Source organism: Lederbergia citri (genome assembly GCF_018343625.1).
GTDB lineage: Bacteria > Bacillota > Bacilli > Bacillales > Bacillaceae_C > Lederbergia > Lederbergia citri.
Window position 1 is genome coordinate 202,300 of record NZ_JAGYPG010000004.1, and the last position, 21,709, is coordinate 224,008.

Annotated in this window: 21 protein-coding genes; 17 read left to right on the forward strand and 4 right to left on the reverse strand. The window is 37.8% G+C overall.

All coding sequences use genetic code 11. From position 1 onward, the window contains the following. Positions 1-31: 31 nt before the first annotated feature. The 4 genes from KHA97_RS20545 to KHA97_RS20560 all read right to left on the reverse strand — a co-directional run bounded on the left by KHA97_RS20545 (position 32) and on the right by KHA97_RS20560 (position 4,559). Complete coding sequence (locus KHA97_RS20545; protein WP_213126663.1) at positions 32-1,195, reverse strand: iron-containing alcohol dehydrogenase; 1,164 nt, start codon at positions 1,193-1,195, stop codon at positions 32-34. Between the two features lie 99 nt (positions 1,196-1,294). Beyond that, on the reverse strand, positions 1,295-2,203 hold the full coding sequence (gene thrB / locus KHA97_RS20550; protein WP_213126664.1) for a homoserine kinase: 909 nt from the start codon (positions 2,201-2,203) through the stop codon (positions 1,295-1,297). Next, positions 2,200-3,261: a threonine synthase gene (gene thrC, locus KHA97_RS20555; RefSeq protein ID WP_213126665.1), complete on the reverse strand. Its 1,062-nt coding sequence runs from the start codon at positions 3,259-3,261 to the stop codon at positions 2,200-2,202. The genes thrB and thrC overlap by 4 nt, the downstream gene beginning before the upstream one ends. After that, entirely contained in the window at positions 3,258-4,559 is a 1,302-nt protein-coding gene (locus KHA97_RS20560; RefSeq protein ID WP_213126666.1) for a homoserine dehydrogenase, read from the reverse strand. The genes thrC and KHA97_RS20560 overlap by 4 nt, the downstream gene beginning before the upstream one ends. Before the next feature lie 174 nt (positions 4,560-4,733). Here KHA97_RS20560 and KHA97_RS20565 point away from each other — a divergent pair, with 174 nt between their 5' ends. The 17 genes from KHA97_RS20565 (at position 4,734) to hisB (ending at position 21,573) form a co-directional block, all read left to right on the forward strand. Next, positions 4,734-5,678: an alpha/beta hydrolase gene (locus KHA97_RS20565; RefSeq protein WP_213126667.1), complete on the forward strand. Its 945-nt coding sequence runs from the start codon at positions 4,734-4,736 to the stop codon at positions 5,676-5,678. 16 nt (positions 5,679-5,694) lie between these two features. Then, a complete protein-coding gene (locus KHA97_RS20570) occupies positions 5,695-6,273 on the forward strand; it encodes a DNA-3-methyladenine glycosylase (RefSeq protein WP_213126668.1) in 579 nt (192 codons plus the stop codon). A 345-nt stretch (positions 6,274-6,618) separates the two neighbouring features. Continuing rightward, entirely contained in the window at positions 6,619-7,404 is a 786-nt protein-coding gene (locus tag KHA97_RS20575; protein ID WP_213126669.1) for a hypothetical protein, read from the forward strand. A 5-nt stretch (positions 7,405-7,409) separates the two neighbouring features. After that, complete coding sequence (locus tag KHA97_RS20580; protein ID WP_213126670.1) at positions 7,410-7,796, forward strand: GntR family transcriptional regulator; 387 nt, start codon at positions 7,410-7,412, stop codon at positions 7,794-7,796. Then, a complete protein-coding gene (locus KHA97_RS20585; RefSeq protein ID WP_213126671.1) occupies positions 7,780-8,484 on the forward strand; it encodes an ABC transporter ATP-binding protein in 705 nt (234 codons plus the stop codon). Before KHA97_RS20580 ends, KHA97_RS20585 begins: the two co-directional genes overlap by 17 nt. Before the next feature lie 5 nt (positions 8,485-8,489). Further along, positions 8,490-9,410, forward strand: coding sequence for an ABC transporter ATP-binding protein (locus KHA97_RS20590; protein ID WP_213126672.1), 921 nt, complete (start codon positions 8,490-8,492; stop codon positions 9,408-9,410). Then, positions 9,403-10,356, forward strand: coding sequence for an ABC transporter permease (locus KHA97_RS20595; RefSeq protein WP_213126673.1), 954 nt, complete (start codon positions 9,403-9,405; stop codon positions 10,354-10,356). Before KHA97_RS20590 ends, KHA97_RS20595 begins: the two co-directional genes overlap by 8 nt. 618 nt (positions 10,357-10,974) lie before the next feature. Next, on the forward strand, positions 10,975-12,669 hold the full coding sequence (locus KHA97_RS20600) for a peptide ABC transporter substrate-binding protein (protein WP_213126674.1): 1,695 nt from the start codon (positions 10,975-10,977) through the stop codon (positions 12,667-12,669). A gap of 224 nt (positions 12,670-12,893) precedes the next feature. Beyond that, positions 12,894-13,823 carry an ABC transporter permease gene (locus tag KHA97_RS20605; protein ID WP_213126675.1) on the forward strand — a complete coding sequence of 310 codons (930 nt, stop codon included), beginning with the start codon at positions 12,894-12,896 and terminating at the stop codon, positions 13,821-13,823. Next, positions 13,823-14,752 (forward strand): ABC transporter permease, encoded by a 930-nt coding sequence (locus KHA97_RS20610; protein WP_213126676.1) that lies wholly within the window; start codon positions 13,823-13,825, stop codon positions 14,750-14,752. The genes KHA97_RS20605 and KHA97_RS20610 overlap by 1 nt, the downstream gene beginning before the upstream one ends. Positions 14,753-14,769: 17 nt before the next feature. Then, positions 14,770-15,798 (forward strand): ABC transporter ATP-binding protein, encoded by a 1,029-nt coding sequence (locus KHA97_RS20615; protein WP_213126677.1) that lies wholly within the window; start codon positions 14,770-14,772, stop codon positions 15,796-15,798. Next, on the forward strand, positions 15,773-16,768 hold the full coding sequence (locus KHA97_RS20620; RefSeq protein WP_213126678.1) for an ABC transporter ATP-binding protein: 996 nt from the start codon (positions 15,773-15,775) through the stop codon (positions 16,766-16,768). The genes KHA97_RS20615 and KHA97_RS20620 overlap by 26 nt, the downstream gene beginning before the upstream one ends. Before the next feature lie 145 nt (positions 16,769-16,913). Then, entirely contained in the window at positions 16,914-18,038 is a 1,125-nt protein-coding gene (locus KHA97_RS20625; RefSeq protein WP_213126679.1) for an ATP phosphoribosyltransferase regulatory subunit, read from the forward strand. After that, a complete protein-coding gene (gene hisG, locus KHA97_RS20630) occupies positions 18,035-18,655 on the forward strand; it encodes an ATP phosphoribosyltransferase (protein ID WP_213126680.1) in 621 nt (206 codons plus the stop codon). Before KHA97_RS20625 ends, hisG begins: the two co-directional genes overlap by 4 nt. Then, positions 18,652-19,935, forward strand: a complete 1,284-nt coding sequence (hisD, locus tag KHA97_RS20635) for a histidinol dehydrogenase (protein ID WP_213126681.1) — start codon at positions 18,652-18,654, stop codon at positions 19,933-19,935. The genes hisG and hisD overlap by 4 nt, the downstream gene beginning before the upstream one ends. Beyond that, entirely contained in the window at positions 19,932-21,002 is a 1,071-nt protein-coding gene (locus KHA97_RS20640; protein WP_213126682.1) for a pyridoxal phosphate-dependent aminotransferase, read from the forward strand. Before hisD ends, KHA97_RS20640 begins: the two co-directional genes overlap by 4 nt. Next, entirely contained in the window at positions 20,986-21,573 is a 588-nt protein-coding gene (gene hisB / locus KHA97_RS20645) for an imidazoleglycerol-phosphate dehydratase HisB (protein ID WP_213126683.1), read from the forward strand. The genes KHA97_RS20640 and hisB overlap by 17 nt, the downstream gene beginning before the upstream one ends. Positions 21,574-21,709: the final 136 nt, after the last annotated feature.

The window sequence follows — 21,709 nt, forward strand, 5'->3', positions numbered from 1 at the left end:
GTGACAGCTCAATTCACTTTCCGACAACTTATCATAAAGAAGCTTCATAAATTGCAAAAACGTCATCCCTGTTTAGCTTTTTAAAGTTACCAAATTCACCGTTCACCATAGCTTTGTCAGTCATCACATCAAGTTTGCTTCCATCAATATCATAATCTGCTAGGCGAGCAGGGGCACCGATGCTATTCCAAAACTCACGAAGTTTTCCAATTCCTTCTAAGCCAACTTCTTCGTCTGTTTTTCCGTCTGGATTTACACCAAACACTCGAACTGCAAGCTTTCTAAAACGTGCTGGATTTACTTGAAGATTATGCTTCATCCAATTCGGGAAAAGGATGGCAAGTCCTCCGCCATGTGGAATATCATAGACAGCGGAAACAGCGTGTTCAATATTATGAGTAGCCCAATCTCCGCTAAAGCCCATATTCACCATTCCATTTAATGCCATCGTGCCGCTGTAAAGAATTGTTTCACGATATACATAGTTCTCCAAATCATCAACAAGTTTTGGAGCTGTTTCCATCACAGTAAGTAATATAGATTCACATAGTCGATCTTGTAACTCAGTATGTTCCGCTTGATGGAAGTAATGTTCGAACACGTGTGACATAATATCTACGATTCCGTAAACGGTTTGATCTTTTGGCACGGTAAACGTATTAACTGGGTCAAGAATTGAGAATTTAGGAAAAGTATGAGGGCTTCCCCAACCATATTTTTCATTCGTTTCCCAGTTTGTAATAACGGAACCGGAGTTCATTTCTGATCCTGTAGCTGCTAAAGTCAACACAGTTCCAAACGGAAGTGCATCGTTTACTGTACCGCGTTTAACGACGATATCCCACGCATCTCCATCATATTTAGCTCCAGCTGCAATCGCCTTCGTGCAATCAATGACGCTTCCGCCTCCAACAGCCAAAATAAAATCAATACCTTCGCTATTACAAATGTCCACACCTTTTCTAACAGTTGAAATGCGTGGATTAGGCTCTACACCGGACAGCTCAAACGTTTCAGAGCCAATTTCTTTTAGAAGAGCCATGACATCATCGTATAATCCATTTCTTTTAATACTTCCTCCACCATATACAAGCAGAACTTTTTTACCGTACTTAGGAACTTCCGTTTTTAATTGTTGTAATTGACCTTTACCAAAAATTAATTTTGTTGTATTCCAAAAAGTAAAATTATCCATTCATCTTCAGCCCCTTTCATGTATTATTATCATAGAAAAATTAGAAGAATGCAAAATACAAAATTCAAAGTAAAAAAGCCTAGGCTACATGCCAAAGGCTTAACGATTAAAAATATCATTCGTAACTCGACTTCCACCTTGATCCATTTTTAAAATCTTTACTTGATGTGATGGAAGTAAATTCTGAAGTTGAGCTGCGACCTTTTTGCCTTTTCCTTTTGCTGTAAAGGAAATCATCGTTGGTCCCGCACCACTAATAACAGTACCATATGCTCCTGCGATTTTTGCTTCTTCACGTATTTTCTCGTAATTAGGAATGAGGGAGGAACGATACGGTTCGTGGAATAAATCTTCCTCCATCAATTTCCCAGCAAGCTTGTAATCCCCGGAAACTAGAGCGGCAATCATGATATTTCCCACCGCACTTGCTTTAGCAGCCTCATTACGAGTAAATTGCTCGGGAAGAACTTTGCGTGCATCTTCGGTTTTTAATTCTATGACTGGAATATAAACGATAAAATCTAGTTCCGCATCTGTTTTTTGAAAAACCTCTATATCTCCATTTTGCAGCTGTGATGTAATGACTAAACCACCGTAAAGGGAAGCGGCAACGTTATCTGGATGCCCTTCAATATCTGTCGCAATCCTTAATTTTTCCTCAAAAGCAAGGGATAGTTCACATAATTGGTTAGCCAGTTCAATACCTGCAATAATGGCTGAGGCGCTACTGCCAAGTCCACGAGCGAGCGGGATATCACTTTCCACAATTACTTTACAAGGCGACAAAGTGGAATTATAGATACTCGCGGTCCGAGCCGCCGTTTCGTAAATTAAGTGTTCGCTTGCATCTGGAACAGGGGGAAGATGCATAGATTGATGAACAAATTCCCATTGCTCCGATTTTTCTACATGCAATGTTAAGTATAGATTTAATGCCAATCCAGCTGAGTCAAATCCAGGACCTAGATTTGCAGTACTCGCTGGAACTGTGATGCTGAACATCCTCATGCAGTTACAACACCTTCGATATATTCTATGACGGTTTTTTCATCATTTGGAAGAGAGACAGTCTCTATATTAATCTCTGAAATCGCAGTTTGCGGATCTTTTAATCCGTTACCAGTTAATACCGCAACGACCTTGCTTCCGGATGGAATACTTCCAGATTGAATTTGTTGTAAAACTCCTGCGATGGAAGCGCAAGAAGCTGGTTCAGCAAATATTCCTTCAGTCTTTGCAAGAAGTTTGAACGCCTCAAGAATTTCAGAATCAGTAACAGACTCAATGATTCCACCTGATTCTTCGCGAGCTGCAACGGCAAGATTCCAGCTGGCAGGGTTTCCGATTCTAATGGCAGTAGCGACTGTTTCTGGTTCGGTAATTGGCTTTCCTTGGACGATGGCTGCTGCTCCTTCTGCTTCAAAGCCAAACATTTTTGGAAGTCCTGTTTGTTTTACTTCATTATATTCTTTGAACCCTTTCCAATAAGCACTGATGTTACCAGCGTTTCCTACAGGAATAGCAAGAATGTCAGGGGCGCTGCCCAATTGGTCACAAACTTCTAATGCAGCTGTTTTTTGACCTTCCAGACGATAAGGGTTTACGGAATTAACGAGTGTTACTGCGGAAGTTTCGCTCACTTTCCGTACCATATTTAAAGCTTCGTCAAAATTACCTTCAATTTCTACTATTTCAGCACCATACATCATCGCTTGGGCAAGCTTACCAAGGGCAACTTTTCCTTTTGGAATAACAATGATTGCTCTAATACCTGCTTTTGCTGCGTAGGCAGCAGCAGCGGCTGATGTATTTCCCGTAGAGGCACAAATAATGGATCTGCTACCAGCTTCAACAGCTTTAGCAACAGCCATTACCATCCCACGATCTTTAAATGAGCCAGTCGGATTCGCACCTTCAATTTTTGCGTATAGTTCAATTCCAAGTTGGTTTGATAAGTTTGAGAGATGTACCAATGGGGTATTTCCCTCTTGTAGCGTTAATGCCGGTGTTTCTTCTGTTACTGGTAAAAATTCTTTATAGTTTGCTATTAATCCCGGCCAATTCATTTTTTGACATCTCCTTCTACACGGTAGTAGCTGATGACTTCTTCTACTACACTTAAATCTCTTAATTCCATGAGTGCTTTTTCAAAACGTTCCATTGAAATATTATGTGTGACGATAATAATTTCTGCAAGTTCGTTTTTACTTAATGGTGTTTGTAATATTTTTTCAAAGCTAATGTCCAATTCATTGAATAGTGTAGTAATCTTAGAGAAAGCTCCTACTTGATCTTTCAAATGGAGACGGAAATAATATTGGCCAAAGCGTTGATCCGGAGTTTTTAACACTCTTTCAAATCTAGGCTTAACATAGCTTTTTCCGTTTACTCCAAGCCTCATATTTTTGATGACAGCCACTACATCGGACATTACTGCTGTAGCAGTTGGAAGGCTTCCTGCACCTGGACCATAAAACATCGTTTCACCAACTGCTTCGCCATTTACATAAATGGCATTGTATTCATTTTTTACCGAGGCAAGCGGATGGCTTTTCGATAAGAAAGTTGGCTGAACACTTACTTCTAATTGTTGATTTTCAAAATGGGCATGGCCAATTAACTTCATGACATAGCCTAATTTTTTTCCGTAATTTAAATCTTCTACAGAAACACTGCTGATTCCGGAGACTTCCACATCTTCAAGTATTACATTTGTGAAAAAAGCAAGTCTCGCTAAAATCGCCATTTTTCGTGCAGCATCCAAGCCTTCTACATCAGATGTCGGATCTGCTTCTGCAAAACCAAGCTCCTGTGCTTCTTTTAATGCTGTTTCATAGGACAGACCGTCTTCGTCCATTTTAGTTAAAATATAATTCGTTGTACCGTTCACAATACCCATTAATTTTTGAATGCGATCGGAGACAAGTCCATCTGATAGCCCTCTTAAGATAGGGATACCGCCAGCAACACTCGCTTCATAAAATAAGTCGCAATTATTTTCTAGTGCCTTTTGCAGTAATTCCGGGCCATATAATGCAATCAAGTCTTTATTTGCAGTAACAACATGCTTTTTAGCTTCTAATGCTCGAATAATATGTTCACGTGCTTCTTCGATTCCACCGATTACTTCAATGACAATATCAATTTCCGGATCTTTTAAAAGTTCATCTGGATCAGTGGTGAGGTGTGTTTGCCCAATTTGGATATCTCGTTCTTTTTCAACGTCGCGAACAAGAATGCTTTTAACTTTTACTTCACAGCCAACTTGATGGACAAGCTCCTCTTGATGATTTTTGATTAATTGTACAACTCCGGAACCAACAGTTCCCAAACCCAGCAAACCAATAGAAATGTATTTTTTCATTTTGTCCTCACCCCTCGTGTGTCTTTTTCGAAAAAACATTTGTCTCCATATAGTAGACATTTTGTGGCCTTATGTCAAGATATTTTCACACGTTAATTGTACGTGAAAATGGTTTGTATTACCATTTAGGTAGAATCTTTTTTTATTAGATAAATAGGAAAGAAGGGTGAGAATATGAGTGTGAGTGCGGTGAAGCAAACGGTTAAAAAACGAAGTATGATGAAAAGAGCAGTGATCATAATATGCTCTTTATTCTTTTTAGCTATATTAATATTCATGGTTGCGTCGGTGTATAAAGGATTAGCCTTGTTAAAACCAGATAAAAAAACGATTAATGTAACACCTAAGGATTATGGGATATACTATCAAGATATTAATATTTTTAGTGAAGATGGAAAAACAGAGCTTTCTGGTTGGGTTCTTGAGCCTGAAGGACAACCCAAAATGAATATTATTTTTTCGCATGGATATGGAGAAAATCGTATAGAAGAAGGAATGCCTTTTTTATCACTAGCAAAAGAACTTCTTGATAGAGGATATCGAATCATTACATTTGATTTCCGCCACGCTGGGGAATCAGAGGGAGATATGACAACCATTGGAGTAAAGGAAAAATTGGACTTGCTTGGGGTCATTAATTGGACGAACAACAATTTTGAAGAACCAATCAGCTTGCTTGGCGTTTCTATGGGAGCCACGACCTCACTATTAGCTGCGGCTGAATCTAAAGATGTAATTGCCGTAGTCGCAGATAGTCCATTTAGTGATCTGCATGAATATCTTAAGGAAAATATGCCGAAATGGTCACATCTTCCCGATTTTCCTTTTACCCCACTGATATTAAATATTATTCCTCTTTTGATGAATATTGATTTAAATGATGCTAGTCCTATTAATGTGCTCGATAAGTTATCAACGAAACCGGTACTTTTCATACATAATATAGGAGACGAATTAATTCCTTTTACCGAAAGCCAAAAGATGGCACGAAAACATCCAGATGATTTTTCAATATGGCTAACTGATGGGGAAGGTCATGTGGAGTCATATAGCCAAAATTCTGAGGAATATGTAAAAAGAGTGAACGAATTCTTTGAATCTGCACTGAAAACGCAATAGAAAAGGGGAGATATCCATGGATCCATTAAAGGAGGAATTTTATCAGCTGCCTACAATAGATTTAGCGAAGGCACTTCTTGGCTGTCTCCTTGTGAAAGAAACAGAAGAAGGCATCACATCCGGCTATATCGTTGAAACGGAAGCTTACATGGGACCGCATGATCGTGCAGCGCATAGTTTTAATAATAGAAGGACTAAACGGACTGAGATTATGTATGGGAAAGCGGGGCTTGCCTATACATATACAATGCATACCCATTGTCTCATTAATGTAGTAAGTGCAGGGCTGGATGAACCGCATGCTGTATTAATCCGCGCGCTGGAACCTCACGATGGTATTGATTTAATGCTTAAACGCAGACCTGTAGACAATAAGAAAAATCTTACGAATGGGCCAGGGAAACTAACGAAGGCGATGGGGATTACCATGGAAGACTATGGTCATCCTTTATTTGAATCGCCTCTCTATATTACTCATGGGATCGTACCTGAGGAAATCGTGGAAGGAAAACGAATCGGCATTGAAAATACCGGAGAAGCCCGTAACTATCCATGGAGATTTTGGATTAAAGATAATCCATTTGTCTCAAGATAAAAAACGCAGTTATTGCGTTTTTTTTTTGAGCAAAAATGTTTATATAGATTTGTCTACAATAGCGATCATATTGGACAGAATGAATCGGAAGAAGAGAGATTTGGCCAAAATCTTAAGCATATTGGTCAGAATGAATGCAGAAGAAGAGAGATGTGTCCAAAATAAAAGTCATGATGGACAAGTTGATTGTAAAGAACCAATAATAGCATAACCTAGCCGCGATAATGAACAAATACATTTTGAAAAAAGATTTATCTTTTAGTAAAAAACCTTCTTGACGTGTCACTATGTATTAGTGTACTATTCGGTTAGTACACTAATACATAATATTTGGAGGTGCACATAATGGTTGCATTTTGGGGACTAATGAAAAAAGATATGCTCTTAATGAGATTTTGGTATATTACTTGGCTTGCCTTTTCACTAATATGCATTGTCGGTGGATATATTATGCAAGATTACTGGAATGAACCAAGCATTGTTGTTCCAATTTATATTGGTCTAATAAGCTTGCAATTATTTTTAATGCCCATAATGATTTTGCACGTATTAAACATTGAAGGAAAAACGCAATTATGGCTTTACAATCCGCAAAGCAGTAAAAAATTATTGCTTGCAAAGTTAAGTGCTGCCGCCTTATTACAAGTCATATCGCAATTATTGCTCGTCATTTATGGATTATTCCTTATGCGGTTTCTCCTTAAAGCGGGATTGATTACAACGTTTAATGATTTTTTACCATTTGAACAGGGAACTTTTTTCCATACTGCACTTTTCTCAACATCCTTTTACATGACAATCTGGATTGTTTTTCTCTGGACGATTTACCATTCTCTTGGAAGATATCCTTCATTGAAAAATTTCCGTTGGTTAGTTGTGATTTTAATATGGATAGCTTTTGGTTTCATCGAAGCTCAATTAGTAAAACTCAAAGTGTTGCAACATAATCTATTTTCGTTTACAGCTAATGTAAATGTTGCCCCTTCAATGGAATACACGAAGGGAAATGGATGGTCAGTTGTTTATACAGATGTACCTATACCAATTGTTCCTATTATTCTTTACACCATCTTTGCAATCGTTCTTTTCCTTATTACTAGCAAACTCCTTGATAAAAAAGTGGAGGTGTAATGGGGATGGCAACAGATTTTGAAGCATCAAAACCAATTTATTTGCAAATCGCGGATCATATTTTTCAAAAGATTGTTCGAGAAGAAATAAAACCTGGAGATAAATTGCCTTCTGTACGTGAAATGGCTATTCAACTTGGTGTAAACCCAAATACCATTCAACGTTCATATGCAGAAATGGAAAGGATGGGTGTAGTGGAAACGAAACGAGGGCAGGGCACGTTTGTTATTGAAAGTGAGAGCGTCGTGGTGGAATTACAGCAGACGATGCAAAAGGAAATCATCACTCAGTTTGTTAAAAATATGGAAGAACTTGGCTTTTCAAAAGAAGAAATGATACGGGGATTGCAAGCATATTTAAGTGAGGGGGATCGGAATGGCAATCCAATTTAATCAAGTTACAAAGAAATATGGTCCTGAAAAAGCCTTGGATGATGTTTCCCTACAGTTTCAACCTGGAAAAATATACGGTTTGCTAGGTCCTAACGGAAGCGGGAAATCGACCACTTTAAAACTAATTGCCGGACTTGTCTATCCAAGTAGTGGTACAGTAACTGTTTTGGAAGAAGAAGTGACGAGAAAAATAAGCAGGAAAGTTGCTTATTTAACAGAACTCGATATGTTTTATGATTCTTTTACGGTAGATAAAATGGTTAGATTTTATGAAACTCAATTTCCTGATTTCAATATGGAAAAGGCTGCTCAGCTTTTAAAAGATATGAAGCTGGATGGAAAAAAGAAAATAAAACAACTATCAAAAGGGAACCGTGGAAGATTAAAGCTTGTTTTAACATTAGCTCGCGAAGCATCGATTGTTTTACTTGATGAACCTTTTTCAGGTTTGGATGCGATGGTGAGAGACTCGATAATAAAAAGTTTGCTGACATACATCGATTTTGATGAACAAACAGTTATTATCGCCACCCATGAGATAGACGAAATTGAACCCATTATGGATGAAGTAATTGCCATATATAAGGGTCATATTATAGGCCATGAAAATGTTGAAAGTTTGCGAGAAGAACAAGGCTATTCCGTCCTTGAATGGTTTAAATCAACAATGGGACAAAGAGGAGAGTGAGTTACTTGAAAACAGTTGTAGAAATAAAAAATGTGACGAAAACAATTCGTGGGAAAAAAATCATTGATGATTTGAGCTTTGAAGTAATGGAAGGTGAAGTGTTTGGATTTCTCGGACCAAATGGTGCTGGAAAAACAACGACTATTCGAATGATGGTAGGATTAATTGGCATTACATCTGGTGAAATCGTCATCTGTGGAAAAAATGTTGTGAAAGAATACGAAGAGGCTATTAAGCATGTTGGTGCTATTGTTGAAAACCCCGAGCTTTATAAATTTCTAACTGGCTATCAAAACCTAGAGCAAGTTGCTCGTTTAATAAAAGGAATTACAAAAGAAAAGATAGATGAGGTTATTGAACTAGTAGGTTTAAAAGATCGAATTCATGACAAAGTAAAAACGTATTCCTTAGGAATGAGACAACGATTAGGGATCGCACAAAGTCTTTTACATGATCCGAAAATTTTAATTTTGGATGAGCCAACGAATGGACTGGATCCTGCCGGGATTAGAGAAATACGTGATTATTTAAGAAGTCTGGCAAGAGATAAGGGAATGTCTGTTATCGTTTCAAGTCATTTGCTTTCTGAAATGGAAATGATGTGTGACCGGATTGCCATTATCCAAAAAGGAAAACTGATCAATGTTCAACATGTTCGTGATGATAATAATACGAATGAAAAAGAATATGTATTTATTGTCAATAACCGAAAAAAGGCCTTAAATCTTTTGGATAAGCAAGGGCTTTCTCCGAAAGTGAGTGGAGAGGGTATAGGATTAGTACTAAATAAGGAACAAGTGCCGAATGTGATCAATCTTCTCGTTCTTAATGATTTCCTTATTTATGAAGTAAAGGGCCAAACGAGAACACTTGAAGATAGATTCTTAGAAATTACGAATGGCAGGGAGGTCGCGGCCAATGCTTAATCTCATCAAGAATGAATGGATAAAGATTTTCAAACAGGTCAGTACGTATATTATGATTGGGTTTCTGTTGCTAGTCATCTTTGGAGCTGGAGGAATTACGAAATACGTTGTATCTAAGGAAAAACCAGTGAATGATAATTGGAAACAAGAGCTTGTTAAACAGAATGAGCAGAAAAAAGCGCAATTGGAAGAAGCGGGAGTGGCAGCACCATCACTAAAAGAATTTTATTCGAAAGAAATTGCCATCAATGAATATCGGATCGAACATAATATGCCACCGGAAAATTCATATTCAGTATGGAGTTTTATAACAGAATCTTCTAGCTTAACAAGTTTTGTAGGATTGCTAGTCATCATTGTAGCATCAGGTATTGTCGCTCATGAATTTTCATGGGGAACGATCAAAATTTTATTGATCAAGTCTTATAAACGCTGGAAAATATTATTGGCAAAATATTTAACGACCATTCTGTACTTAGTGACGATGCTCGCAATACTTTTTGTAACGGTTTCTATTTTGGGGTTAATTTTATTTGGAAAAGGTACGGGGGACAATGTTCATCTTGCCTATGTTAACGGAATTGTAGTAGAGCAAAATCTTTTACTTTATTTAATCAAAACGTATCTATTAAACTCCTTAAGTGTTTTCTTATTAACGACAATGGCATTTATGATCTCTGCTGTTTTTAGAAATAGCGGGTTAGCGATCGGGATTTCAATCTTCTTGTTATTGATGGGTGGAACAATCACAAACTTATTAGCTGCTAAATTTGATTGGGCAAAATATAGTTTATTTGCTAATACCAATTTAATGCAATATGTAGATGGGATGCCACTTGTTGAGGGGATGACCTTATCATTTTCAATTATAATGATCATTGTATATTTCGTCATTTTTCATGCCATGGCATTTGTGTTTTTTACGAAAAGAGATATTGCGAACTAGGATTGGAATCCTAATACAACTACTATATATTTCAAGATGAAAGCAACAATGTAGTGAAGCAGTTTTTAAAAAAATCAAGCTCATTCATACCTATTTGTGGGTATGAAATGACTTGATTTTTTTCATTTAATTATAAAATCGTGTACTTTACTATAAAAATATGGAAATATGAAGACTATGCTGGTTTTAATTTTAAAGATTGTGACGGCAATATACTAATGATTGGCCAGTATTTTTCTTAATAAGTTATTAATTTTTTCCAAGTATAAGTAGATTAATTGCGTAATATCTAGTTCTAGTATTGATTGTTTTATATTTATTTCTATTTAGAAACTAAATTGTTGTTGTTTTTTTGTAGAAAATTTTGATATATTTGAGACATACGAAAATTACAAATTAAATACACAGTGGTATCATACAATGGTAATGGGTATTATGTTTAAAAGTGTAAGCGTTTTCGGATTTTGCAAGTAGATGAAAATCAATTTTTATTTTGACACTTATCAACGTCAAAAACATGAATTAAGTTAAAACAAAGGTTCACAAACCCGGAACATTTACACAAAAGCTTCATTGATTTGTATTTTCGTATAAAACATGAACAAAGGGGGATTACAATTGAAAGCATCAAGATTTTCTTTATTTTCACTGATTTTGGTATTTATGTTAGTGCTCAGTGGTTGTTTCAGCGGACAAACTGATGAACCAACGAACTCTGCTCCAAAAGATGAAGGTGAAAAGACAGCAGAAGAAGGAAAAGAGCCTGAACAAGCTCCTGAAAGAAAAATTTTATATCTAAATAACAATGAAGAACCTGGTGCTTTACACCCAGGTATCGCACAAGGTACACATGACTCATGGATCTTGGAGCATACTTTTGAAGGTTTAACGAAGAAAACTCCTGAAGGAGAAATTGTAGATGGAATGGCTGAAAAATGGGATGTCAGTGATGACAATCTTACATGGACTTTCCATTTAAAAGATGGAATGTTGTGGTCAAATGGAGATCCTGTTACAGCTGAAGATTTTGAATATGCATGGAAATATGCACTAAATCCTGCAAGCGCTTCTGACTACGCTTACCAGCTTTATTATCTTGAAGGAGCAGAAGAATATAACAGCTCCGAAGATGAGTCAAAGTATGCAGAATTAGAGGCAAAAGTAGGGGTTAAAGCAGTTGATGAAAAAACACTAGAAATCAAACTAGCTCAACCAACACCTTATTTCCTTGATTTGACTTCCTTCTATACTTACTATCCGGTAAACAAAAAGGTGCAGGAAGCAAATCCGGATTGGTCACATGAAGCTTCTAGCTACGTATCGAACGGAGCGTTTAAGCTGACTGAATGGAATCATAAAGAAAGTATGAAATTAGAAAAGAACGAAAACTATTATGATAAAGATAAAATTAAGTTAGACGAAGTGCAATTTGTCATTATCGATAACGAAGATACAGCTTGGCAAATGTATCAAGCTGATGAGTTGGATCTAGCGTATCCACTTCCTCAAGATGTACAAGGGCAGTTGGTGGATTCTGGAAACCCTGAATTCAATAATGGTCCTGACTTTTCAGTGTATTACTATAACTTAAACAATAAAGTAAAGCCTTTTAACAACGTCAAAGTAAGAAAAGCTCTTTCAATGGCAATTGAAAGGAATACCATTACAGAGCACGTTGCCCAAGGTGGACAAAAACCAGCGTTTGGAATCATTCCACCAGGAATCAATGACGTAAGCGGTGATTTCCAAGAAAATTCCGGAGATCTCTTTAAAGAAGATGTAGAAGAAGCTAAGAAATTATTGGCGGAAGGACTTGCTGAAGAGGGCATGAAAGAAATGCCTAAATTCACGATTCTTTATAATACGTCAGAAGGCCATAAGAAAATTGCAGAAGCTGTCCAAGAAATGTGGCGTAAAAACCTCGACTTTACTGTTGATTTGGAGAATGTTGAATTCCAAGTTAAACTAGATCGTGAAAAAGCTGGCGATTATCAAATTTCCCGTGCTGGTTGGTCTGGCGACTATGTAGACCCAATGACATTTGTCGATTTATGGGTATCTGATGGTGCATTCAATGATGCCAACTATGCTAATCCTGAATATGATAAGCAAATCGAAATTGCTAAAACTTCCAACGATCAAAAAGTACGAATGGAAGCAATGCATAAAGCTGAAGAAATCCTTATGGATGGAATGCCAATCGTTCCGATTTATTTCTATACAAAACCATTTATGGTTAAGCCGCATGTAAAAGGAATCTTTACACCAATTAACCGTTATCCGCAGTTTATTTATGCTGATATTGAAAAATAAAAGTTAATGGTGGACAGGTAAAAGCATGAAAATGAAGGGTATGTCATCCTGAGTGGCATACCCCGATTTTTAATAGATTAAAAAATTTTTCTAAAAATATACGAATCTCAAAAATACTGCGCTTATATACTACGTGCAATTAAATAAATTTATCATTAGGCATTATCCTTTTGTCAATGTGTATAACCGACATGGATACGTACTGCGTGGAAAGAGGTGTTAACATGCTGAAATATACTTTAAAACGCCTACTTTGGGCGATTATTACATTATGGGTTATTATTACGATTACGTTTATTATTATGAAGATTATCCCTGGAAACCCTTTTGCAAAAGAGGGTCCAATGCCTCCTGCCATTTATAATAACTTACAGAAACATTATAATTTGGACAAACCTGAAATTGTCCAATACGGCCTATATTTAAAGTCATTGCTTCAACTAGACTTCGGTCCTTCGATGAAATCTAAGACTTTAACAGTCAATGATTATATTAAGAAAGGATTTCCAGTCTCTCTTCATCTTGGACTGCAGGCACTTATTATTGCTATAACATTTGGTTTAATACTAGGTGTCATTGCAGCCTTATACCATAATCGATGGCCAGATTATCTTTCAATGGTCATTGCCATTATCGGTATATCTGTTCCTAGCTTTATTCTTGCCACTTTCCTTATTCAATACTTTGCAGTGCACTTAAGAGTCCTGCCTGTTGCAACATGGAAATCATGGGCACATACCGTTTTACCATCCGTCTCATTGGCTTTGATGCCTATGGCTTATCTAGCAAGACTGATGCGGTCGAGCATGTTGGAGGTCATGAACCAAGATTATATTTTAACGGCGAAAGCAAAAGGTCTTGCTAGAAGCATGATTATTATTAAGCATGCAATTAGGAATGCCATCCTTCCAGTTGTGACAGTACTTGGGATCACGACCGCAAATCTCGTTACAGGAAGTTTCATTATTGAGCATATTTTTGGAATTCCTGGAATGGGAGAAATGTTTGTTAAAAGTATCTTCAATCGTGACTATTCCGTTATTTTGGGATCAACGGTTTTCTATAGTGCTATTTTAATATTCCTAATCTTTGTTGTTGATATAGCTTATACGTGGATTGATCCTAGAATTAAAGTCGCAAAGGAGAACATCTGATGGAAAAATCAATCAAGTTAACAGAAGAAATGTTTCAACCCGCTACTGATAATTTTAAAGAAGCCGAAAAAATATCCCGTCCTTCCATGTCGTATTGGGCAGATGTTTGGCGCAGGTTAAAAACAAATAAACTTGCAATGTTTGGTCTTGTTATTATTATTTTGTTATTAATCATGGCAATTATTGGTCCATACTTAAATGGATATTCCTACTATGAACAAGATTTTACTAAAAAAAATCTTAAACCTAATGCTGAACATTGGTTTGGTACGGATACTTCAGGTCGTGATTTATTTACGAGAGCATGGTACGGAGCGAGAATCTCTTTATTTATAGGATTTATGGCCGCATTGATTGATTTTGTCATTGGAGTCCTGTATGGAGGAATTTCTGCAATAAAGGGTGGCCGCACTGATAATATCATGATGAGGATTGCGGAAGTATTATATGCGATTCCTTATTTACTCATGGTTATTTTAGTTATGATTGCGATGAATAGGGGGATTTGGCCGATCATCATAGCGATGACGATCACAGGATGGATCCCAACGGCGCGACTTGTTCGTGGACAAGTATTGCAATTAAAAGAATTGGAGTTTGTACACGCAGCTAATGCAATGGGGGCCAAAATGGGATGGATTTTAAGAAAGCATATGATCCCTAATACGCTAGGGCCAATACTTGTAAACTTAACCCTTACTGTTCCGACAGCTATTTTTGCAGAAGCGACATTGAGCTATCTCGGATTAGGTATACAGCCACCACAAGCAAGCTGGGGAACGCTCGTGAACGATGCTCTTGGCAGCATTCATATCGGTAATTTGTATCAACTTTATATTCCGGCCATTTTAATCTCACTCACGATGCTGGCATTTAATGTGTTCGGGGACGGACTGAGAGATGCCCTAGATCCGAGATTGCGGAATTAGAGAGGGGTTAAAGGGATATGGAAAAAATATTAGAAGTAAAAGATTTGCATGTATCATTTAATACGTATGCTGGAGAAGTAAAAGCAGTTCGTGGTGTGAATTTCGAGGTTAAAGCAGGAGAAACGATTGGAATCGTAGGCGAATCTGGCTGCGGAAAAAGTGTGACGGCTAAATCTATTATGAAGCTATTACCGGCTTCATCCGTTCAATATAAACAAGGGTCCATTCAATTTAACGGAAGAAATTTATTGGAAAGCTCTGAAAAAGAGATGCAAAGAATCCGTGGGAAGCAAATTAGTATGATATTTCAAGATCCTATGACTTCCCTTAATCCAACGAGTAAAGTTGGAAACCAAATTATTGAAACTATTTTACGTCATAATAAGATTAGTAGAAAAGAAGCTTTTGATAAAGCTTTAAATATGTTGGAACTTGTAGGGATTCCTCAGCCTTCAAAAAGGATTCATCAATACCCTCATGAATATTCAGGAGGGATGAGGCAGCGCGCTATGATTGCGATGGCTTTGGCATGTAATCCAAATTTATTGATTGCAGATGAGCCTACAACAGCTCTCGACGTGACGATTCAAGCACAAATACTAGAGCTAATGAAAGATATACAGCAAAAAACAGGAACATCGATCATATTGATCACTCATGATCTTGGAGTAGTGGCTGAAATGTGTGATCGGGTAGTAGTTATGTATGCTGGACAAGTGGTAGAAACAGCTACGGTACGTGACCTTTATAGTAAGCCGCAGCACCCATATACAGAAGGATTATTAAAATCGATTCCGAAACTAAATATGGATAAGAAACAGCCGCTTTCACCCATAATCGGAACTCCTCCGGATTTAATTGATCCTCCAAAAGGATGTCCATTTTTTGCTAGATGTGAATACGCGATGAATGTTTGTAAACAGCATAACCCTGAGCTTGAAGAAGTAAACCCTGGCCAATTTGCGGCATGTTGGCTGCATCATCCAATGGCGAAGAAAGAAGCTGGAAAGGGGGAGACAAATGCCAACACAATTAACAGAAACTAATAGAGTAAATGCTAACGAAAACAAGTCCCCTTTAATACAGGTAAAAGATTTAAGAAAATATTTTTCTATTGATCATCATCAATTAAAAGCAGTTGATGGTTTAACATTGGATATATTTCCCGGGGAAACTGTCGGCTTAGTTGGTGAAAGTGGTTGCGGAAAGTCAACAGCGGGTAGGACGATTATTCGGTTATATGAACCTACGGATGGCGAAGTTTTATATAATGGGAGAAATATCTATTCGTATAAGCAAAGAGAAATGGCAAAAATACGCAGGGAAATTCAAATGATTTTTCAGGATCCTTATGCTTCTCTAAATCCAAGGATGACGGTAGAAGAAATTATTGGTGAGCCTTTTGCAATTCACCGGACACTCAGTGGAAAAAAGAAAAAGGAGCGCATAAAGGAATTATTGAAATTAGTTGGATTAAATCCTGATCATATGAGTCGTTTTCCACATGAATTCAGTGGAGGTCAGCGTCAACGTATAGGCATCGCCCGCGCTCTCGCATTAGATCCGAAGTTTATTGTTTGTGATGAGCCGATTTCAGCATTGGATGTTTCAATTCAAGCTCAAGTCGTGAATTTACTTAAGGAACTACAAAACAAGATGGGGCTGACTTATTTATTTATCGCCCATGATCTATCGATGGTTAAGTATATTTCTGATCGTATTCTTGTTATGTACCTTGGAAAAATGGTCGAACTAACAGACAGCAGCAGCTTGTATGACGATCCTTTGCACCCTTATACACAAGCATTGCTTTCAGCAGTTCCGATCCCAGATCCAGAAATAAACCGGGAACGTATTGTCTTAAAAGGGGATGTTCCAAGTCCTATTGCCCCTCCAAGTGGATGTGTATTCCGCACACGTTGTCCTGTTGCAATGGAAATTTGTTCGAAGGTAGAGCCTAAGTGGCAGGAAGTTAAACCGGGGCATTTTACTGCGTGTCATTTATATGAAATATAAGATTGGAAGGAGCATTCAAGCTCCTTTTTTTCATGGATAAAATTATACTTGTGCATGTTTTTAATTTATGATATAGTTGTAGAAATTAAAAATCCTTTAGTTTGGTAGAGTGATAACGAACTAAAGAATCAGGAAGTGATCGAGATTGTTTTTACCAGCTGGAAGTAAAGATGAAATGGGGATATCTCTGAATAATCGTTTTCACGTTATGGAGAAGTTTAGAAAAGTGACGACTCTGAGAGGATATAAGCCCATTTCAACACCGGTTATTGAATATGCATCGACTTTTACAAACGAATTTATTGATATGAAATTACAAGATATGATGAAGTGGTTTAACGGTGAGGGCGAAATTGAAGTACTTCGCCCCGACTGGACAACAGCAATCGCGCGTGCACTTTCAAACCTAGAAAAGAAACCACAAAAATGGGCGTATCAAGGATCAATTTTTAAACGCAATATGCCAGGAGTTGAATACCACCAAATTGGTGTGGAGATTATTCATCACCCAGAGTTGATGGGAGAAAGTGAGTGCCTATTGATGGCGCAGGCTTTCCTAAAAGAGATTGGCGTTGGCACCTGCGTCATTGAACTAGGACATACTGAAATTTATGAAAGTCTTGTTGCTGAGATGCAATTATCGAAGGCTGATGCAGAGCGATTAAGACTAGCAATGCATGATAAGAAAAAAGATGAAGTGTATCAAATTGCGATTGCTCGCAGCAATAAAGAGAAAGCGGAAGAACTTGCATCACTTGTTGATGCGTTCGGTCCAATTGAAATCATCGCAGAATATGAAGAAAAATGGAAAGAACGAGAAAATGTGCTCGGTACATTGCGTCATATAAAAAAACTTGCGGAAATCTTAAAACAATCTGGTAGTGGAGAAATTCTTGTGGATCTAGGAAGAGTGAAAAATCTCCCTTACTATTCAGGTTTGATGTTCCGAGGATTTTTACAGAACTCAGGAGCTGTTTGCTTTTCCGGAGGACGATATGATCGCTTGTATGAGCAATTCGGGGAAAGTATTTCAGCTGTCGGTGTTGCCTTAGATGTTGAAGTGCTAGCGGCACAAGTAAAAGAATCAGATACATTGGAAAAAGTCTGCATCATTGCAAATGAAGAATCCTTGGCGTTTGCGGAAGAGGTTAGGAAATCTTTTGAGAATTGCATAGTGGATGTCCAATCAGAAGCAGAGAATGCTAACGATTATAATAAAGTTTACGAAATTAAGAAATTAAACGGAAAGTTTGAGGTGATTGAACGATGAAACCTGTAATTGCGCTGACAAAGGGAAGATTGGAGAAGCAATTTATAAAATTTTTACAAGAGCGAAACTATGATGTGAACCCTTTTCTTGATAAAGGCAGAAAACTACAAGTTGAAACGGATGATTTTTTTGCCATTTTTGCAAAAGGAATAGACGTGGCGACTTATGTAGAGTATGGGATTGCGGATCTTGGGGTCGTAGGAGAGGATATTTTATTGGAAGTCCAACCAGATGTATTTGATCTGTTGCCGTTTCCATTCGGTAAATGCAGATTTGCAATTGCAGGTGAACCATCGAATTTATCACCTCTAAGAAAACAACGAATTGCAACGAAGTATCCAAATATCACGACGAAATATTTCCGTGACCAAGGAAAATCGGTCGACATTGTGAAGCTTGAAGGCTCTGTAGAATTGGCGCCGCTTCTAGGACTTGCCGACGATATTGTCGATATTGTGGAGACCGGCAATACATTAAAAGAAAACGGACTCGTTGTGAAAGAAGAAATGTTAACTATTTCTGCCCGACTAATTGCAAATCGAAACTCATTGAAACTAAAAAGAGCCATTTTAACTCCATTAATCGATTCGTTCCGAGTAGAGGAGGGTATTATATGATTCCTGTTTTTACAACCGAACAGTTTATTTCGGCTTTTATATCAAGGAAAACAAAAAAACAAGCTTTTGAAGATCAAGTATTGAATACAGTCAAAGAAGTGCTTGAAAACATCAGAAATAATGGAGAAGCGGCTTTAAAGGAATACACATTAAAATTTGATGGTGGTATTCCCGAAAAATGGGAAGTATCTGAAGAAGAAAGAAAAGAAGCATGGAACCAAGTTCCAGAAGAATTGATTGAAGCATTGAAAAAAGCAGCCAATAATATTCGTACTTTTCATTCGAAGCAATTACAGCAATCGCGGATGATGGAAATGACGGATGACATTATTTCTGGACAGCTTTTTCGCCCAATTGACCGTGTTGGGGTATATGTACCGGGTGGGACAGCGGTCTATCCTTCGAGTGTGTTAATGAATACTATTCCAGCTGTGTTGGCGGGTGTTCGCGAGATTGTTATGGCCACTCCTGCTCGCGGCGGTGGTGCCATTACACCGATTTTATCGGTTGCCGCAGATATTGCAGGGGTCCATAAGATTTATAAAATAGGGGGCAGTCAGGCGATTGCAGCTTTAGCTTACGGGACGGAAGAAATTGAGCCTGTTGATAAAATTGTCGGCCCGGGAAATGCGTATGTGGCTGCAGCAAAGTCGCTCGTTTTTGGTGACGTTGGAATCGAAATGATTGCTGGACCATCTGAAGTTGCCATCATTGCGGATGAAACAGCAAATCCTAAGTTTGTTGCCGCAGATCTTATTGCACAGGCTGAACACGATGAAAAAGCAAGAGCTTTTCTATTTTCAACATCACAGCAAATAGTAGAAGAAACATTGGCTGAAGTAAAAAAACAATGTGCAGAATTGCCAAGAAAAGAAATTGCAGAAGTATCACTTATGAATGAGGGAGCAGCAGTGGTTGTTGGTTCGATTGATGAAGCATTTCAATTGGTCAATGCACTTGCACCTGAACATTTAGAAATTCAAGTTGAAAATGCTCTTCAATACTTAAGTAAGGTGAAAAATGCCGGATCCGTATTTATCGGCAGCTTCACACCAGAGCCTGTTGGTGATTATTTTGCTGGGCCTAATCATATCTTACCGACTTCAGGTACAGCAAGATTTTCTTCAGGGCTATCAGTGGATGACTTCGTGAAAAAAACTACATTTGTTTATTATTCGGAGGATGCTCTGCGTAATGCAGCACCATATATTGAAAAAATTGCTACCGAAGAAAAATTAGATGGGCATGCTCGTGCCGTGAAAGTGAGGCTGGAAGGATGAGAAAAGCACTTCAAGGGTTAGCACCATATAAAGTAAAATCTGAATTTGATATGGTCAGACTTGATAATAATGAAGCATTTATGAGTTTATTGTCATCGATAGACCTTGGAAAATTACAGGAAACATTAATTAATCGTTATCCAGCTGAAAGTTCTGAAGCACTTGTTAAGGCTTATGGAAAATTCAGTAGTTTTCCTGCTGATAATATTATTGCTGGGAATGGATCGGATGAATTAATTTCAATCATTTCTCAATATTATCTTGATCCTGGCGATGTAGTGTTTGTTTTGGAACCGGATTTTTCGATGTATGAGAAAAATGCTGTCATTATGGGAGCAGTGGTACATCGAATTTCCTTAAATGAGGATTTCTCGTTGCCTTTAGAAAAGATATTGGCAGATATTGCAGAGAGAAAACCTAAGCTAATGTACCTATCAAACCCAAATAATCCGACTGGTCAATTTTATCCACCAGCTGAAATTGAGCAGTTGATTTCAGCACTTCGTCAAGTGGATGGTTTTCTAATACTAGATGAAGCATATATCGACTTTGCCGGAGAGTCTCCGTTTGTTAAAAAAGTATTGAACTATGAAAATCTAATTATTTTAAGAACCGCCTCAAAAGCCATGGGAATGGCGGCCCTAAGACTTGGATTTTTGATTGCTAATGATCAAATTATTGAAGGAATCAGTTGCATTAAACCTCCTTACAACGTAAATACCATTTCAGCCCAAATCGGTACACAGTTACTGGAAAATCCGAATGTATTGGATCAATTTTTATTATTGCAGCTTGGTCAAATAGCTGAACTTGAGGAAATTTTAACCGAATTTGTCCGTAAGATTGTAGGTGCAACATTATTTCCAAGCCATACAAATTTCTTTCTAATCAAAATGAATGAAGCAAAGTCACTTGCTGATTTCCTTTATGAGAGAAAAATTAAGATTCGCTTTTTTGATGATGACACACTGAAGGCAGTTAGGATTTCAGCAGGTACGAAAGAGGAACATGCGAAGCTCCGTGCTGCATTAAACGAATGGAGTGAGATGTATGCGAAGTGCATCTAATAAAAGGGAAACGTTAGAAACAAAAATTGAACTAGAATGTCGATTGGATGACCCGTCAGTTGTAGAAATTCAAACAGGTGTCGGATTTTTTGATCATATGATGGAGGCATTCGCGAGACACGGCCGAATTGGTCTAACATTAAAAGTAGATGGTGACTTACATATCGATAGTCATCACACAGTTGAGGATGCTGGAATCGTACTCGGAAAAGCAATCCGCGAGGCATTGGGAGATAAAAAAGGTATTGTACGCTACGGATCTTCCTACGTTCCAATGGACGAAACACTTGGTTTTGCTGCAATTGATATAAGCGGCCGTCCATTTCTTCACTTTGAAGGAGAATTTCAAACACCATCACTCGGAAATTTTGACACTGAATTAGTGAAAGAATTTTTCAGAGCATTTGCCTTTAATGCCGGAATCACGCTGCATGTTCGCGTATTGTATGGCGAAAATACACACCATAAGATTGAGGCAATTTTTAAAGCGGTCGGTCGTGCGTTGGCAGAAGCAATTCGGATTGATCCTAATATACAAGGGGTAAATTCAACGAAGGGTTTAATTGAATAGTGTTTAGGCTAAGTGGTATCCCTCCGCCAATACGGAGGTTGTTATCCGTTAATAGGACTGAATCACCCTCCTAAAGAAAGTATTATTTAGGAATTAAACAGTTTATGCGTTGCTTTCCGATAGACTTTATCAGAGG

Excerpts from the sequence above, each read along its gene's own strand:
- KHA97_RS20620 (WP_213126678.1), top strand. The coding sequence starts at position 15,773 with ATGCCAACACAATTAACAGAAACTAATAGAGTAAATGCTAACGAAAAC.
- KHA97_RS20560 (WP_213126666.1), bottom strand. The coding sequence starts at position 4,559 with ATGAAAAAATACATTTCTATTGGTTTGCTGGGTTTGGGAACTGTTGGT.
- KHA97_RS20580 (WP_213126670.1), top strand. The coding sequence starts at position 7,410 with ATGGCAACAGATTTTGAAGCATCAAAACCAATTTATTTGCAAATCGCG.
- hisB (WP_213126683.1), top strand. The coding sequence starts at position 20,986 with ATGCGAAGTGCATCTAATAAAAGGGAAACGTTAGAAACAAAAATTGAA.
- KHA97_RS20545 (WP_213126663.1), bottom strand. The coding sequence starts at position 1,195 with ATGGATAATTTTACTTTTTGGAATACAACAAAATTAATTTTTGGTAAA.
- KHA97_RS20575 (WP_213126669.1), top strand. The coding sequence starts at position 6,619 with ATGGTTGCATTTTGGGGACTAATGAAAAAAGATATGCTCTTAATGAGA.
- KHA97_RS20605 (WP_213126675.1), top strand. The coding sequence starts at position 12,894 with ATGCTGAAATATACTTTAAAACGCCTACTTTGGGCGATTATTACATTA.
- hisG (WP_213126680.1), top strand. The coding sequence starts at position 18,035 with ATGAAACCTGTAATTGCGCTGACAAAGGGAAGATTGGAGAAGCAATTT.
- KHA97_RS20610 (WP_213126676.1), top strand. The coding sequence starts at position 13,823 with ATGGAAAAATCAATCAAGTTAACAGAAGAAATGTTTCAACCCGCTACT.
- KHA97_RS20640 (WP_213126682.1), top strand. The coding sequence starts at position 19,932 with ATGAGAAAAGCACTTCAAGGGTTAGCACCATATAAAGTAAAATCTGAA.
- KHA97_RS20595 (WP_213126673.1), top strand. The coding sequence starts at position 9,403 with ATGCTTAATCTCATCAAGAATGAATGGATAAAGATTTTCAAACAGGTC.
- KHA97_RS20565 (WP_213126667.1), top strand. The coding sequence starts at position 4,734 with ATGAGTGTGAGTGCGGTGAAGCAAACGGTTAAAAAACGAAGTATGATG.
- thrB (WP_213126664.1), bottom strand. The coding sequence starts at position 2,203 with ATGAGGATGTTCAGCATCACAGTTCCAGCGAGTACTGCAAATCTAGGT.
- KHA97_RS20570 (WP_213126668.1), top strand. The coding sequence starts at position 5,695 with ATGGATCCATTAAAGGAGGAATTTTATCAGCTGCCTACAATAGATTTA.
- thrC (WP_213126665.1), bottom strand. The coding sequence starts at position 3,261 with ATGAATTGGCCGGGATTAATAGCAAACTATAAAGAATTTTTACCAGTA.
- KHA97_RS20585 (WP_213126671.1), top strand. The coding sequence starts at position 7,780 with ATGGCAATCCAATTTAATCAAGTTACAAAGAAATATGGTCCTGAAAAA.
- KHA97_RS20615 (WP_213126677.1), top strand. The coding sequence starts at position 14,770 with ATGGAAAAAATATTAGAAGTAAAAGATTTGCATGTATCATTTAATACG.
- hisD (WP_213126681.1), top strand. The coding sequence starts at position 18,652 with ATGATTCCTGTTTTTACAACCGAACAGTTTATTTCGGCTTTTATATCA.